Source organism: Hahella chejuensis KCTC 2396, from assembly GCF_000012985.1.
GTDB lineage: Bacteria > Pseudomonadota > Gammaproteobacteria > Pseudomonadales > Oleiphilaceae > Hahella > Hahella chejuensis.
In genome coordinates this window covers 4,728,358-4,743,857 of record NC_007645.1, presented here as the reverse complement: position 1 = coordinate 4,743,857, position 15,500 = coordinate 4,728,358, and the positions used below count along the sequence as shown (strand labels likewise).

Genomic DNA, 15,500 nt, shown 5'->3' with positions numbered 1-15,500 from the left:
TTTTTCGTGCGAGTTATAATAAACGGCTTGTAGTTTATTGCTATCGGACACATGGCGGATCTTGGCGATTGAGCCAAGTGTAAGGTTGTTTTTACAGTTTTGAGTTCAGCTGCGTCAGGATGGCCTCGGCGGGCTCGCCGTGAATACTGATTGTTAGTATTCCGGCCAGGAATGCTGATGAGAGTTCGTATTCGTCGCGGAGTCGACGAAAGACGCTCGCCAGGCGCGACCTTTATCGCGTGGGCGGGTATGATGGGCGCAAACGTTAATGACTATTTGGAGAATTGAATGCCTTCGTTTGATATTGTTTCAGAAATAGACCGTCACGAACTCACCAATTCGGTGGACCAGGCCAATCGGGAACTGGAAATGCGGTATGACTTCCGGGGCGTCGAGGCTTCATTCACCCTGTCTGAAAAGTCGGTGGAAATGGCGGCGGAGCAGGAGTTCCAATTGGAGCAGATGCTGCTGATCCTCAACACCACACTGTCCAAGCGCAAAGTCGACCTGCGTGTTCTGGGCGACTCAACAGATCAAAAATCCGGCAAGCAAGTGAAGCGCTCCTACGCCTTGAAAGAAGGTCTGGAGCAGAAAGTGGCGAAAGACATCGTCAAGAAGATCAAAGAAAGCAAAATGAAAGTACAGGCGTCTATCCAGGGCGACCAAGTGCGCATCACCGGTAAAAAAAGGGATGATCTGCAAGAAGCCATCCAGTTGTTGCGCGGCGACGAATCCCTGGATGTTCCAATGCAGTTCAACAATTTCCGCGACTGATTTTTCAGGCCGGTTCTTGGCCGGCCTTTTCTCACCGCATATTCTTACTACATAGTAAGCTTCAGGGTGCTGGAGCTTTGCCACGCCTGACTATATCCTGAGCCAGAATTTCTTCCGCAAACAAAAGGTTGTGAACTTGGAAACGCCGACCTCCTGGCGCGACGGGGTGCGCTATTACCTCGACAAACGCCTGTTGACCATTTTTGTATTTGGCATCTCCAGTGGATTTCCCGCTGTCATGATCGGCTCGGCGGTCACAGCCTGGTTAAAAGACGTGGGCTACTCGCGCACGGATATCGGTTTTTTTGGTCTGGTGTTCCTGGCCTACTCAACCAACTTTTTGTGGTCGCCCGTGGCGGACCGCGTGCGCTTGCCCTGGCTGACTCGCGCGCTGGGACAGCGTCGCAGTTGGGTGCTGATGATGCAGGCCCTGGTGGCGGTGTGTTGCTGGGCCATGTCAGGGGTGGATCTGGCGGATGATTTGCTGCTCGCGAAGTCTATTGCCCTGGCGCTGGCGTTTTTCGCGGCGACGCAGGATATCGCCATCGACGCCTACCGCATTGATGTGGTCCCGGAAGGGGACGGCAAGATGATGTCGGCGGCGTCCGCCATGGCCACCGCCGGTTGGTGGACAGGCTACGCCGGCCTGGGCGCGGCGCCGTTTATTCTGGTTGGACGCTGGGATTGGGGCTGGGCCGATATGTATGTGCTGATGGCCGCCGTCGTGGTGCTGTTGATGGCGTTCACCTGGTTGGCGGCGAGCGAGCCGGACAATAACCGTGAGAATGGACAGCAGGCGGCGGAATCCCGCTATGCGCGGGTGTTGGGGTCAAAAGGCGAAGCGAAGCCTCTCGCCATGTTTGTCGCCCTGATGGTGATGATCGCGCTGGCGGTGTGGTCCATTATCGGCAAGCCAGGGCTGGCGGAAGAGTGGCGCGCCTCCACGCCGTTGACCCTGTTTATCGCCATGGCGGATCTGGCGGCGCTGGCCTGGATGATCCGCACCTTATGGCGCTGGGAGTCGCAGGCGGTGGAGGATGCGTCCGGGAGGTCGGCAAGTCGCTGGGATCAGCGCGCGCTGATCTGGCTGCTCACTACGTTTATCGAACCCTTGGCGGAGTTCTTCCGCCGCAATGGCGTGCAGTTGGCGGCGTCGATCCTGTTGTTTATTTTTCTGTTCAAAATCGGCGAGGCCTTTCTCGGCAAGATGTCGGTGGTTTTTTATAAAGAAGTCGGCTTCACGGACGAAGAGATTGGCATCTATTCCAAGGCGGTTACCTGGTGGGTGACCATTGTCTTCTCAATATTGGGCAGTCTGGTCAACATTCGCTATGGCTTATATCGAGGCCTGATGATCGGCGGTATCGCCATGGCCGCCTCCAACCTGATGTTCGCAGCGCTGGCGATGGTGGGGCCGAGCGTGCCCATGCTGGTGTCGGCGGTGGTGGTGGACGGCTTTACCTCCGCCTGGTCCACCGTCGCCTTTGTGGCGTTTTTGTCCGTCATGTGCAACCGCGCCTTCACGGCGGCGCAGTATGCGCTGATGGCGTCCCTCGGGACCTTGGGACGGACCTTGCTCGCGTCATACAGCGGTGCATTGGTGGATAGTCTCGATGGCGACTGGGTGATGTTTTTTATCATCACCACGCTGATGATTACGCCGAGCCTGATCTTTCTGACCTTCTTGAGAGTGCGTCTGGAAGCGGTTTTGAAATAAAGGGGAGGGCGGCCGGCTCAGGTCAGGGCGCCCACTGAAAGCGCTTAAGGGCAATACGCCCGTTGTGAACTTCGATGCCTTCATGCGTCAATACGCTTTGCTGGCGGAAAAAAGCCTTCGATTTCGGTGGAAAAGAGATTTTCCCCTGACTGTTGATGACTCTGTGCCAGGGAATGCTGGAGCCCTCCGGAAGTTGCTTCATGGCGTACCCCACATAGCGGGACAGGCCTGGCAATCCCGCCAGAATGGCGACTTGTCCGTAGGTCGCCACTTTTCCAGGAGGAATCTGGCTGACAACGAACCAGATAGCTTGCAGTTTTTCCTGTTGACTGAGTTCAGACATAATCGCGACGCTGATTGTTCAGTGGAACTGTTAGCGAAAAGAAGCGGAGTTCTGCTTCACGGTGAGGTGAATAAGCAAGGGGCCGAAGCCCCTTTTTTGCTAGATACGCAGCGCCCCGTCCACTTCGATGACGCGACCGGAAAGGTAGTCGTTTTCCAGGATGAAGCATACGGTTTGCGCTATCTCATTAGGCTGACCCATACGGCGCAAAGGAATCTGCTTGGTCATCATCTCCAACGCTTCAGGCTTCATGGAGCCGGTCATTTCGGTTTCGATAAAGCCGGGCGCAATCGCCATACAACGAATGCCGAAGCGCGCCAGCTCCTTCGCCCAGCTTACGCTCATGCCCACGACGCCGGCTTTGGCGGCGGAGTAGTTGGTCTGGCCGATATTACCGGCGCGGGAAATACTGGAAATATTGATGATGCAGCCCTTGCGGCCGCTTTCCAGCATCTTGGCGGCGGCTTCGCGACCGCACAGAAAAACGCCAGTCAGGTTGACGTCGATGACGGATTGCCACTGCTCCAGACTCATGCGATGGGTGACCTGTCCGTCTTTGTATTTAATCAACATGCCGTCGCGCAAAATGCCGGCGTTGTTGATCAGGGCGTCGACGCCGCCAAAGTCTTCGGCGATTTTGGAAAAAACGCTCTCAACCTCCGCCTCTTTGGCGACGTTGCACAGGTAGTACCTGGCTTCTGCGCCCAATTCCTCGCACTTGGCGACGCTTTCCTGCAGCTTCTCTTCAGACAGATCAATCAGCGCCAGACGGGCGCCTTTTTCGGCGAGATACAGCGCCATGGCGCGGCCCAGGCCCTGGCCGCCACCGGTAATCACAACCACAGAATCTTTCAATTGCATAACTTGTCCCACTCTCTCGATAGTGAAAAAACAATAATCTTTGTCCGTCGCGTTGAAATAGAAATAAACAACTCCATCTATAGTAACGACAGGTGAAGATACATACGCTTCATAGAGAGGAGCGGACCGCCAGGGGCGGGACTCCTCCACGCTGAATTACCGCTTACTATATTGAATTATATGGTGTTCTAGGGTTTGCGGCTGCGCCGGGAGGCGCTCGTAAAGCCAGTATTATGGCAGTAATTTCGCCGACCACCAAACGGTCCAGGAACCGATTTCCACCTGCATAACACTGGCTGATGTAACGACGGAATCATGCTAAGCAGAATACCTTTTCTTATCCCCATTATTGCGCTCATTGAGATTTATCTGATCATAGAAGTCGGCGGCGCCATTGGCTTCTGGCCTACTGTATCGATTTTTATCGTCACCGGGATTATCGGTGTGACCATGCTGCGACGGCAGGGATTTTCTCTCCTCAGCAGCCTGCAGGCGAAAATGCAGGCGGGTGAGCTGCCGGCGGGAGAAATGCTGGAAGGCGTTGCGCTGTTGATCGGCGGCGCCATGCTGGTGACGCCAGGGTTTTTGACCGATTTCATGGGATTCGTTCTGTTGACGCCGCTGACGCGCAAGTTGCTGATCGGCCGTATTGGCGGGGCGTTGCTGCGTAGTGCGCGAGTAGTAAGAAGCAGTTATAGTCAAACGACCTATTCGGCGACCGCTGAACGGGACGGTCCCTTCCGCGGAGACCCCTCTGGCGGCCCACGCCAAGGCGCTGGCGGGGATAAAGTGATTGAAGGCGAGTACACCCGAGAGGACTCGGAAAAAAATTAAAAAAAATTATAGCCGGGGTGTTGAAATCCTCGCCCCGGGCCCCATTTAAACCTCCACAATTTAAGCACTCGGCGTTCCTGGTCCAACCCGGATGTCCGGCTGCTGTTTAAAACCAAAAAGTCAGCTAGTTAAATGTTCTAACTGGGAGAAAAAACGAAATGAAAATTCGTCCGTTACACGAACGTGTTGTCGTGCGCCGTAAGGAAGAAGAAACCAAAACTGCCGGTGGTATCGTGTTGCCCGGCAATGCGGCAGAAAAGCCTTCACAGGGTGAAGTACTGGCTGTGGGCGAAGGCCGTATTTTGGATAATGGCGATGTCCGTCCGTTGGCGGTCAAAGTCGGTGACAAGGTGGTTTTCGGCCAGTATGCCGGCAGCACCGTTAAGATTGATGGCGAAGAGCTGTTGATCATGAGCGAGAGCGACATCTTCGGCGTTATCGAAGGCTAACCCTCCGAAACTAAAGACTTTTGTCATCAACTAACAAGTAATGGGATTTTGTTATGGCAGCTAAAGACGTTAAATTTGGCGATTCCGCGCGTAAGCGCATGGTGGCGGGCGTTAACACCCTGGCCGACGCAGTTAAAGTCACTTTGGGTCCGAAAGGCCGCAACGTGGTTCTGGACAAGTCCTTCGGCGCGCCTACGGTCACTAAAGACGGTGTGTCCGTAGCTAAAGAAATCGAACTGAAAGACAAGTTCGAAAACATGGGCGCGCAAATGGTGAAGGAAGTTGCTTCCAAAACCAACGATGAAGCGGGTGACGGCACCACCACTGCAACTGTACTGGCTCAGGCGATCCTGAACGAAGGCTTGAAGTCTGTCGCAGCGGGCATGAACCCAATGGACCTGAAGCGCGGCATCGACAAAGCCGTTATCGCTGCGGTCAAAGAAATCAAGAACATCTCCCGTCCTTGCGAAGACTCCAAGTCCATCGCCCAGGTTGGCACTATCTCCGCCAACAGCGACGAGCGCATCGGCAATATCATTGCTGAAGCCATGGAAAAAGTGGGTAAGGAAGGCGTTATCACTGTTGAAGAAGGCAGTGGTCTGGAAGACGAGCTGGACGTGGTTGAAGGTATGCAGTTCGACCGTGGCTACCTGTCCGCCTACTTCGTAAACAACCAGGACAGCATGAGCGCTGAACTGGAAGATCCTTTCATCCTGCTGGTTGACAAGAAGATCTCCAACATCCGCGAAATGCTGCCTGTACTGGAAGCAGTAGCCAAGTCCTCCAAACCTCTGCTGGTGATCTCTGAAGATCTGGAAGGCGAAGCGCTGGCGACTCTGGTTGTTAACAACATGCGCGGCATCGTAAAAGTTGCGGCGGTTAAAGCGCCTGGCTTCGGCGATCGTCGTAAAGAAATGCTGCAGGATATCGCTATCCTGACCGGCGGCACCGTAATCTCTGAAGAAGTAGGCCTGAACCTGGAAGGCGCTACTCTGGATGACCTGGGCACTGCCAAGCGCGTTGTAGTCACCAAAGAAAACACCACTATCATCGATGGCGCTGGCGCTAAGAGCGATATCGAAGCGCGCGTTGCGCAAATCCGTCGTCAAATCGAAGAAACTTCTTCCGATTACGACCGTGAGAAGCTGCAAGAGCGCGTCGCTAAACTGGCTGGCGGCGTAGCCGTTATCAAAGTTGGCGCAGCGACTGAAGTGGAAATGAAAGAGAAGAAAGCCCGCGTTGAAGACGCGCTGCACTCAACTCGCGCTGCGGTTGAAGAGGGCGTTGTGCCTGGTGGTGGCGTCGCACTGGTGCGCGCGCTGCAGGCCGTTTCTGACTTGGCTGGCGACAACGCTGACCAAGACGTGGGCATCAATCTGCTGCGTCGCGCGATGGAAGCGCCTCTGCGTCAGATCGTCGCCAACGCTGGCGGCGAGCCTTCCGTAGTTGTGGACAAAGTCCGTCAGGGCGAAGGCGCGTTCGGTTACAATGCTGGCACTGAAGCATACGGCGACATGCTGGAAATGGGTATTCTGGACCCTGCGAAAGTTACCCGCACCGCACTGCAATCCGCTGCGTCCATTGCTGGTCTGATGATCACTACCGAGTGTATGGTTTCCGACCTGCCTGAAGACGACAAGAAAGGCGGCATGCCAGACATGGGCGGCATGGGAGGAATGGGTGGCATGGGCGGCATGATGTAATCATCCCCCATAACGCACCCGCGGAAAAACCCGGCTTCGGCCGGGTTTTTTTATGGCGCGAAGAGCCTGGAGCGGCTGGAGAGGTCTATTAAGAATGTTTAACCTCAAACTCGTTGCCAATGTTGCAAATATTCTTTAGAAAACACTGCTATGCTTTTGTTACCATGTAAAAATTTATAGCCTGTATTTTGAGGCGAAGATAAAAGAATTCTGCTGTTCGCGACAGTTGTCTTAAACCTCCCGGAGGCGGAGCCCGGCCAGCGACAATGGCCGCCGAGGCTTGGCGTAGTAGGGTTTGTCGGTTCAACAATTAGAATGTAGTCCATTGCGCGTATGCATATGTTCAGTGGTTGATTGGGAAGGTTGTAGGCCAAAGAAGTGATAAAAAAAATTGTGGGATTGGTTATTATTGGCGGCCTGACCTATCTGGCGGGGTTGGTGTTGCTCGTGCCCGTGGAGTTTGTTTGGCGTCAGGCCGGCGTTCCCGCCAACCAACTTCCCGTGCGGGTGCAGAAGCTGCAGGGCACGCTTTGGGAAGGCAAAGCTCTGATTTCTCATTCTTGGGCCACTGGCGTGCTGGACTGGGATGTGTATCCATCCGGCCTTCTGCTGATGGGCGATGCTCTGGCGCTGAACTTTCGCGCTAACAAAATCGATATAGACGCCAAAGCCGCTCTGGATGGATTCGATCAGGTCCGGGTGCTTGCTGACGGTTCTCTGGATCTGGCGGCGCTGGCGCCGGCGTTGCGCCGCCATCGTCTGAATCTGAGCGGAGAGCTGAAGATCAGTGGCTTGGATGTGACGCTGGACACCAATACGGGTCTTCCTGTGCGAGCTTCAGGGCGAGCGCAGTGGGCGGGCGGGCCGGTTACCTATCCGATGGGCCGGGAAAATAAGACCGCCACGATGCCTCCGTTGCAGGGGCTGATTAAACAGGAGGGTGAGGAAATTCACCTGGAAGTACTGGATAGCACGGAAAACAAACCCGTTATGAGCGCTCAGGTAACGCGGGACGGCACGGCGAAGATACAAATTCGCAAACGGTTGTTGGACCTGGCGGGCGCGCCCTGGAGTAAACAGGCGAATCCTGACGACATTGTTTTCCGGGTACAGCAACGGATACTTTAACGACCCATGTTGACAGGCCATATTACTAAGATAACCTGGGTGCTCTTGCTCGCCATAGTCGTGACGCTGGCGTGGCAAGCCGCAAGGGTGACCTGGGGCGTTTGGGTGGGAACCCCGGACATTATCGTCATGCCGGTCGGCGGCGTGGCGAATGCAAACAAGAATCAGGCGACGCAGGCTAACTATCCTGCGTGGAATTTATTCGGCAAGGCGGAAGATGCGTCCGCCAAAAAGGCGTTGAGCCAAGTGGACGCGCCAATCACTGCGTTAAGGCTGGATCTGTATGGGGTCGTAGTCGGCGGTGAAGAGGGTGGGTCCGGCGCTATCATTGCGGAAAAGGGAAAATCGGCCGAATATTATCGTATTAATGAAATGCTGCCCGGCGGAGCCAAATTGTCGGCAGTGTTTCCTGATCATGTGCTGATCAGCCGAAATGGCGCCTTGGAGAAGTTGGCGTTTGACGAATCCGTCACCGTTGCGGGCAGCGCTATCGAACAGGTGGCGAGACCCAAAAACAGCGGCGGAATTGACTCTCCCGAAGAGTTCGTCAGCGTCGCTCAGAAAAGACTGGAGGAAGATCCGCGAGGAGCCCTGGCTTCGGTGGGTCTGGCGCCAGTGAGTAGCGGCGATGGAGCGTCCGGCTACCAGTATGATGGCAATAACCCTATGTTGGGCGCCATGAACCTGCAGAAAGGGGATGTGATTCGCTCTGTGAATGGTCATACCCTCGGCAACATCGAGCAGGATAAACAGATGATTCAGCAGCTGTATGAAAGCGGCATGCTGGAGGTGGAAATAGAACGGGATGGGGCGACTTTCACTATCAGTTACCCATTACGCTGAGCCAGTTACCCGCTGCGCTAAGCGACTTCCTCAAAGTAATGAAAATCAAAAAAAGATTGTTGAATGGACATGAAACATTTTAGAGCCTTTACATTTGCCTGGTTGTTGATTGCGGGTTTTTTCTCCGGCGTGGCGGGGGCCGAAGATCAGACATGGAAGGTCAACCTTAAAGACGCCGATATTCGCGCCTTCATTACTCAAATCGCCGACATCACCGGCTACAGCTTTGTCGTCGACCCCAGGGTGAAAGGCAAAGTTACAGTGGTGTCGAACGCCGCCATGGGGCGTGATGAAGTCTACGAAATGTTTCTTTCCGTGTTGAATGTACATGGTTTCGCGGCGATTCCTTCCGAGGGAATCATCAAAATTGTGCAGCAGAACGAGGCCAAGCAGACCGCGGAGAACACCTCGATTTTTAAGACGGTGCCGCAGGAGCAGTTGGTGACCCGGGTCATACAGGTCAAGAACGCCAACGCCCTTGAGCTGGTGCCGATTCTACGTCCGATGGTGGCCAAGTATGGACACCTTGCCGGGGTCGCCGCCGCCAATGGTCTGATTATCAGTGACCACGTCAATAACATCGCCCGTATTGAGCGCATCGTGAGTGAGCTCGACAGCCCTTCCAACTACCAACTCGAAGTCATTCAGCTGAAAGACGCCTGGGTAGGCGACATGGTGAAACTGCTGGAAGAGCTGGCTCCTTCCGAGCTGGGTAAGGGAGCGCCAAAAGGACCCGCCAACAAGTTCAGCGTTGTCGCCGACGAGCGTAGCAACCGTCTGATCCTGAAAGGCGACGAGAACTTCCGCGACAAAATGCGCCTTCTTATCGCCAAGCTGGACCAGCCGGCGGCGGTGAGCGGCACGACCAAAGTTATCAATTTGCGTCACGCTGACGCTGAAGCGCTGGCTGAGCTGTTGAAAGGACTGATGGGCGAGATTGCGCCTGCGAAAGGCGAAGGGGCGGCAGCGGCTCCTGGCGGCGGCAAAGTCAGCATCTATCCTGATGAGGGATTGAACGCGCTGGTAGTGCGCGCAGAACCTTCCATGATGAAAGAAATAGAGGCTATCGTTCAGCAGCTGGACGTGCGTCGTGCGCAAGTATTGATTGAGGCGGCGATTGTCGAGATCAGCGATGGCTTGAGTCGTCAGCTTGGCGTGCAGATGGCGGCGGGAGATCTGACTGGCAAGTCTGGTCCTGCGACCGTCACTAACTTCACTAACGTGGGTATTTCCGCCTCCGCTATATTAGCGGCGATCGCCAGCAACTCTACGCCAAGCATTGGCGGCGATATCGCAGCCGTAGCGATTGGCGAAGCCGAAGGCCGCAAAGGTTGGGGCGCATTAATTCAAGCGCTGGGCACCAGCGGACAGGCGAATCTGCTGTCCACCCCCAGCATTATCACTATGGACAATCTGCAGTCCGAAATTATCGTTGGTCAGAACGTACCATTCCGCACAGGGCAGACTGGCACTGGCACAGACGGCACCAGCAATCCGTTCACGACTATCGAGCGTCAGGATGTTGGTTTGACGCTGCGTGTCACGCCGAGCATCAGTGATGGCGATTTGGTCAGATTGGAAATTGAGCAGGAGTCGTCCTCTATTGCGCCATCCAACGAAAGCGCCTCTGACATCATCACCAATAAGCGTCAGATCAAAACTTCCGTTCTGGCGGACAATGCTGAAACCATCGTACTGGGTGGTCTGATGAGCGAAAACTACAAGCTATCGGAGGCCAAAGTGCCGCTGTTAGGCGACATTCCTTTACTGGGCGCGCTGTTCCGCAGCACCAAGCGCGAAAAAGACAAGCAGAACCTTCTCGTGTTTCTGCGTCCGACTATTCTGCGCAACAAGGAAGAAGCCAAGAAGGCGAGTCAGGACAAGTATGACCAGTTGTGGGAGCTTAATCTCAATATCAAGCGTAACCACAAAGGCGATAAGCATGCGGACAACATGATCAAGCCTTCTATGGACAGCGTATACAAAGAGAACGCGTTCGAGCAGTAATGCCTTTTCTCAAAGGAGGGCGGCGGACATTCCGCCGCCTCACGCCTGATTTCATCCTTATCTATCTTTATTCGCTATTAATCTCGCCGCTGGGCTCCAGAGGCGGCATCGGGCATCCCATCACTGCTGTCGCAGCGCGCAGCAACTCATACTCCTTCAAGCTGACGTATCCGTCGTAACTGACGCATTGTGCGAAGGCCTCGACCACGGCGGGTTTCAGTAGCGCCGACAACTGCGATAATCTGTTGAGCGCATCCGTGAGTTGATCGGAAGCGAGTCTGGAGTGAAAGGTCGCCTGTAGGTGGGGGAAGTTCTGCGACATCACTTGCTTGAAGAATTGGCTGGGATTGCCCTCCGGGCTTGCGCCTGAAGCGGTGACGCCCAAGCGCGCAAAAGCGGAGATCATGAGTGCAATTTCATCTCCAGCCTGCTCGTAGCGGGTCAAGGCGCCTCGTTGGGGAACAAAGTCCTCGTCCAATTGCGTGCGCAATAGCGCCAGGATGGCGAATTCCGAGAGTGTAGTGCGTTCGTCCAGGGCGACGATTTGTTGCGCCACGGCGACGACGTGGGAGCGAGTGGCGGCAGCCCCTCCTTTCAATGCGCCCAGGCAGACCTCCAAAAGCGGCAAGCGGTGATCGGCTGGCAAAGTCGTAATCTTGCGTTCAAGACTTTCGAATTCTGGCGTGCTTTTAACAGGGGAGCCGGAGGAGTGCAGGATGGCGTCGCCAATAGGCAGCCTGACCGGCGACTCCAGCAGCAATAGGGCGTAAATCATGCTTTCCGCCTGGCTTGGCGTGTGCAGGGCGTCCCCAAACGTCGCCTGCAGCCGTTGCAGTGTTCGCTGGCTCCAGTGTTGCGTCGCCTGTGTATGACGTCCCACCTGTTTGGCGATGCCTGCGCTCCGGATTTTCTCATTGGCTGCTGCTGCGCCTGAAGCGAAGCCGGATGTAGCGGCGGTGAGGCTCTCGCCTTCACTGTCTTTCGCTGGTGGCGCTCCCTGTATCTGATCTTGATTGCGACGCGCTCTTTGTTTGGTGAGAAAAAGAGGGTCTATGGCGCGAATACGCTCATCCAGCGGCGGATGTGATGCGAACCAGGCGTTGAGCTTCAGGCTTTCTCCAAAGCACATATGATTAACCTCTTGGGCGCTGGACGTGTGGCCAAGATACGAGTGGGTCTGGCTTTCCCGTATTTTGAAGAGTGCGCCGGCGATGCCTTCAGGGTTTCGGGTAAACTGCACTGAGGACGCGTCCGCCAGATATTCCCGTTGGCGGGAGAGCGCAGCTTGAATCAGACGCCCGAAGAACAGGCCGATGTAACCCAGTATAAACAGGGTCACTCCCGCCGCCAGCACGACTATCGCGCCTCTGGCGTCTCGAGAACGCCCGCCGCCGCTCCTGCTTGAAGCGCGTAGTAAGAATGCGCCGGTGGAGCCAATTAACAGAATGCCTGCAAGAACGGCGATGATCTGCACATTCAAACGGGTATCAGCGTTCAGAATATGGCTGAACTCATGGCCAATGACGCCTTGCAGCTCATCCCGGGTTAACGAGTTAAGCGTACCTGCGGTGACCACCAGAGACATGTCCTCAAGCGTGTAACCCGCCACGAAGGCGTTGACGGCTTCTTCATGGTCCATGATGTAGATGCTGGGGATGGGCACGCCGGAAGCGATGCTCATTTCCTCCACGACATTGACCAGGCAGCGTTCATTTGGGTTCCTGGATGATGCATTAATCTGGCGCGCGCCGACCATCTGCGCAACGGAGCGTCCGCCGTGTCGTAACTGTAAAAAGCGTTTGCCTGCTCCCACGGCGACAATGGCGATGACCGCCAGCGCGACCCACCAGGCTGGACCAGCCAGCCAGACGCCTGGCGTCATGCGCGCGTCCACAAAATAGTGGTAAGCGACGAATCCTGCGATATTAATGGCGAGTGCGATGCCGACCAGGGCGGCGGCGAAATGGAGCAGAAGCAGACCGGAAAGCTTGCGCGCGCGCTCTTGTTTGGCGAAAAAATCCATGACTTGTCAGGAATTAGTTAAAGCTGACTTTGACAGCCTGACGAGCCTCGGCGGACTCGATTTCAAACATCTCCGTTTCTTTGAAGCCGAAAAAGCCGGCGATAAGATTGCTGGGGAATTGCTCCCGATAGGTGTGATAGGTCATGACGGCGTCGTTGTAAGCCTGACGGGCGAAGCCAACTTTGTTTTCCGTGCTGGTGAGTTCTTCCATCAATTGTTGCATCGTTTGATTCGCCTTGATGTCCGGGTAGTTTTCAGACACGGCGTAGAAGTTCGCCAGAGCGCGGCTTAGCATGCCTTCGGCCTGAGACAACTGTTTGATGCGCTCTCCTTCCTCCGGTCGTTGCGCCGCCGCCTGTTGCGCATTGATGGCCTGACTGCGCGCCTGCATGACTTTCTCCAATGTGTCCTGCTCATGCTTCATGAACGCCTTGGCGGTTTCCACCAGATTGGGAATCAGATCATGGCGGCGCTGTAACTGTACGTCTATTTGGGCGAAAGCGTTCTTGAAGCGATTCTTCAGGGACACGAGTTTGTTGTAGATGGATATCAGATAAAAAGCGACGGCGATAATGACGACAATACCGATAATCGCGGAAATGCTCATTGATAGGCTCCCATGGAAAATTGTTTTCCGCATGTTAAATGAGGGCGTTACGCAAGTTCCACCCTGGCGTGCGTCCTCGGCGGTCAGGTTTGCGGCGCGTGACTGACTTTCATGAACTCGATGAGCTCGTCCGGCGGCACCGGCTTGCTGTAATAGTAGCCCTGCGCCAGCGTGCAGCCGTCATGTTTCAGGAAGCGTTCTTGTCGAGGCGTCTCCACGCCTTCGGCGATGACATCCAGACGCAGACTTTTACCCAGCTGGATGATGGCGTGCACGATTTGGGTGTCGTCTTCGTCTTTCATCAGGTCGCGGACAAACTGTTTGTCGATTTTGATCTTGCGGATAGGCAGTTGCTTCAGGTAACTGAGCGATGAATAGCCGGTGCCGAAATCATCCACGGCGCACTGAATGCCGAATTCGCTCAGGTGGCGCAGGGAAGTGATGGCCTGATTCAGGTTCTCCATGAAGCTGGTTTCCGTCACTTCAAGCTCAATCAGCGAGGTGGGAATTTGGCGGCTTTCAATGATTTTCAGGACATGAGGCGCAAACTCTTTCTGCCTGAGCTGGTTAGCGGACAGGTTTATAGCCACTTTGATGTTGAAACCCTGGTTGCGCCACTGATTAACCTGAGCGCAGGCCTCGTGCAGCACCCAGTCGCCGATTTCAAGGATAGTTTCATTGGCCTCTGCAATGGGAATGAATACATCAGGAGGCACCAGGCCGCGTTCGGGGTGGCGCCAGCGTAGCAGCGCTTCGCAGCCCACAACCTGCTTCGAGTTCAGGTCTATTTGCGGCTGATACACCAGGAACAGTTCGTCGTTTTGTATGGCCTTGGAGAGATCTTTCTCCAGTTTTTTACGTTCACGGATTTCGCTGTCGAGGCTGGCGACGTAGAACTGAAAGTGATTGTTGGCGACAGACTTGGCCAACATCATGGTTTGCTCGGCCTTTTGTAGAATCTTCTCCGCATCGCGGGCGTCGTCAGGGTAAATAGCGATGCCGATGGTGCAGGATACGGGGGTTAGTTGCTCCTCTATCTCAAACGGACGGCTGATTTCCCGTAGCAGTGACTCGGCAAAAGCCGCCACCCGGTAACTGCTGCTGACATTAAACAGGATCAGGGCGAATTGATCGCCGCCAAGTCGGCAGACCGTATGCACGCCGTCCCGCTGCGACAGCAGTCTCTCGGCGAAGGCCTGTAACAGCTTGTCTCCCTGGCTGTAGCCCAGTTGCTCGTTGATCGACTTGAAGTCGTCAATGCCGACGCAAAAAACCGCGAATTTCTGGTTTAACGCTTCGGAGTCATCCACCGCTGCGGCAATGTAGTTAGTGAACAGAGATCGCGTCGGCAAGCCGGTGAGGGAATCGTACTGGGATAGCTTAATGATTCGCGCTTCCGCCGCCTGGCGCTTTTGTTGGTGCTCCTCTATGGACTGCAAAAGGCTGTTGGCGGCTCGCACCCAACTGCCCAATTCGTCTTTTTCATGTTGGCGGGGCACCGGGAGTGACTGTAATCCAGGCTCAGCAGGGTTGATGCGCAGCAATGAATTGATGATAGCTTTAAGCGGCGCGGTCAACAGGAAGTGGTAGACCAGATGCAGGACAAACGCCAAGAGCAGGGCGCGCAGGAGGCCGGTCATGAAAATCAGTATGGAGCGCTCGAAAAACAGCGCTGACTTAGGGGCGGTGTCTACGACGATTTTCAGCTCGCCATAGTAGGTTGGCTGTGGAGTTGGGCGAAACAAAGAGATGGCGTACTCGCGCTCCTTGCCGAAAATGGCGTCGGTCATCCAGCGACTTTGAGTTTCCAGCAGGGGTTTGGATAGCTCGGCCAGAGTGGTCTGATTGGGGTGAGAGATAGCCGCATAGCGGATGGATGGCTTTTCGAACAGGCCTTCCAGAACCTGCTGCGCCAAGTCCGGATCGATACTGTAAACCGCCTGAGTGGCCGGGTCGCGCACAATGGCCAGGGTCTGTCTGGCCTCGTTGTCCATTTCTTCTACTGCGCGCATGGATTCGAAAATAATCTGACCAATGCTGAGTAAAACGCCTACCGCCAGCGCGGTAAACAACACCCAGTTCATTAATTTGGCGGACAGGCTATGTCGCCATTTTACTGGAGCGTTTTGCTTTTCTTGAACCATGCTGATTGAGTGCTTCGACGCCGGCGGTGGTGTTTGTGTCAATCTTATTATCCCCTGCTATAGAAAG

General features: G+C 55.0%; 13 protein-coding genes. 8 read left to right on the top strand and 5 right to left on the bottom strand.

The genetic code is table 11. From position 1 onward, the window contains the following. Positions 1-288 precede the first annotated feature (288 nt). Positions 289-774: a YajQ family cyclic di-GMP-binding protein gene (locus HCH_RS20715; RefSeq protein ID WP_011398385.1), complete on the top strand. Its 486-nt coding sequence runs from the start codon at positions 289-291 to the stop codon at positions 772-774. 136 nt (positions 775-910) lie between these two features. After that, the gene (locus HCH_RS20710) at positions 911-2,491 is read left to right on the top strand and encodes an AmpG family muropeptide MFS transporter (RefSeq protein WP_011398384.1); all 1,581 of its coding nucleotides are present in this window, start codon (positions 911-913) and stop codon (positions 2,489-2,491) included. 22 nt (positions 2,492-2,513) lie between these two features. Here HCH_RS20710 and HCH_RS20705 read toward each other — a convergent pair whose 3' ends face one another. Beyond that, a complete protein-coding gene (locus HCH_RS20705; protein ID WP_011398383.1) occupies positions 2,514-2,834 on the bottom strand; it encodes an MGMT family protein in 321 nt (106 codons plus the stop codon). Between the two features lie 99 nt (positions 2,835-2,933). Beyond that, complete coding sequence (locus tag HCH_RS20700) at positions 2,934-3,695, bottom strand: SDR family oxidoreductase (RefSeq protein ID WP_011398382.1); 762 nt, start codon at positions 3,693-3,695, stop codon at positions 2,934-2,936. Positions 3,696-4,010: 315 nt separating this feature from the next. On the opposite strand from HCH_RS20700, the gene HCH_RS20695 reads away from it, so the two are divergent. From HCH_RS20695 to gspD, 6 genes are all read left to right on the top strand, one after another. Continuing rightward, the gene (locus HCH_RS20695; RefSeq protein ID WP_011398381.1) at positions 4,011-4,529 is read left to right on the top strand and encodes an FxsA family protein; all 519 of its coding nucleotides are present in this window, start codon (positions 4,011-4,013) and stop codon (positions 4,527-4,529) included. Positions 4,530-4,687: 158 nt separating this feature from the next. Beyond that, a complete protein-coding gene (groES, locus tag HCH_RS20690) occupies positions 4,688-4,978 on the top strand; it encodes a co-chaperone GroES (protein WP_011398380.1) in 291 nt (96 codons plus the stop codon). A gap of 53 nt (positions 4,979-5,031) precedes the next feature. Beyond that, positions 5,032-6,681, top strand: a complete 1,650-nt coding sequence (gene groL / locus HCH_RS20685; protein ID WP_011398379.1) for a chaperonin GroEL — start codon at positions 5,032-5,034, stop codon at positions 6,679-6,681. A gap of 378 nt (positions 6,682-7,059) precedes the next feature. After that, positions 7,060-7,809, top strand: coding sequence for a type II secretion system protein N (gene gspN, locus HCH_RS20680; RefSeq protein ID WP_148212637.1), 750 nt, complete (start codon positions 7,060-7,062; stop codon positions 7,807-7,809). Positions 7,810-7,815: 6 nt separating this feature from the next. Then, positions 7,816-8,652, top strand: a complete 837-nt coding sequence (locus HCH_RS20675; protein WP_011398377.1) for a type II secretion system protein N — start codon at positions 7,816-7,818, stop codon at positions 8,650-8,652. Positions 8,653-8,715: 63 nt separating this feature from the next. After that, positions 8,716-10,659: a type II secretion system secretin GspD gene (gene gspD, locus HCH_RS20670; RefSeq protein ID WP_011398376.1), complete on the top strand. Its 1,944-nt coding sequence runs from the start codon at positions 8,716-8,718 to the stop codon at positions 10,657-10,659. Positions 10,660-10,726: 67 nt separating this feature from the next. Here gspD and HCH_RS20665 read toward each other — a convergent pair whose 3' ends face one another. The 3 genes from HCH_RS20665 to HCH_RS20655 all read right to left on the bottom strand — a co-directional run bounded on the left by HCH_RS20665 (position 10,727) and on the right by HCH_RS20655 (position 15,433). Continuing rightward, positions 10,727-12,682, bottom strand: a complete 1,956-nt coding sequence (locus HCH_RS20665) for a M48 family metallopeptidase (RefSeq protein ID WP_011398375.1) — start codon at positions 12,680-12,682, stop codon at positions 10,727-10,729. A 13-nt stretch (positions 12,683-12,695) separates the two neighbouring features. Then, positions 12,696-13,289: a LemA family protein gene (locus tag HCH_RS20660; RefSeq protein WP_011398374.1), complete on the bottom strand. Its 594-nt coding sequence runs from the start codon at positions 13,287-13,289 to the stop codon at positions 12,696-12,698. Positions 13,290-13,372: 83 nt separating this feature from the next. Continuing rightward, complete coding sequence (locus HCH_RS20655) at positions 13,373-15,433, bottom strand: putative bifunctional diguanylate cyclase/phosphodiesterase (protein ID WP_011398373.1); 2,061 nt, start codon at positions 15,431-15,433, stop codon at positions 13,373-13,375. Positions 15,434-15,500 lie beyond the last annotated feature (67 nt).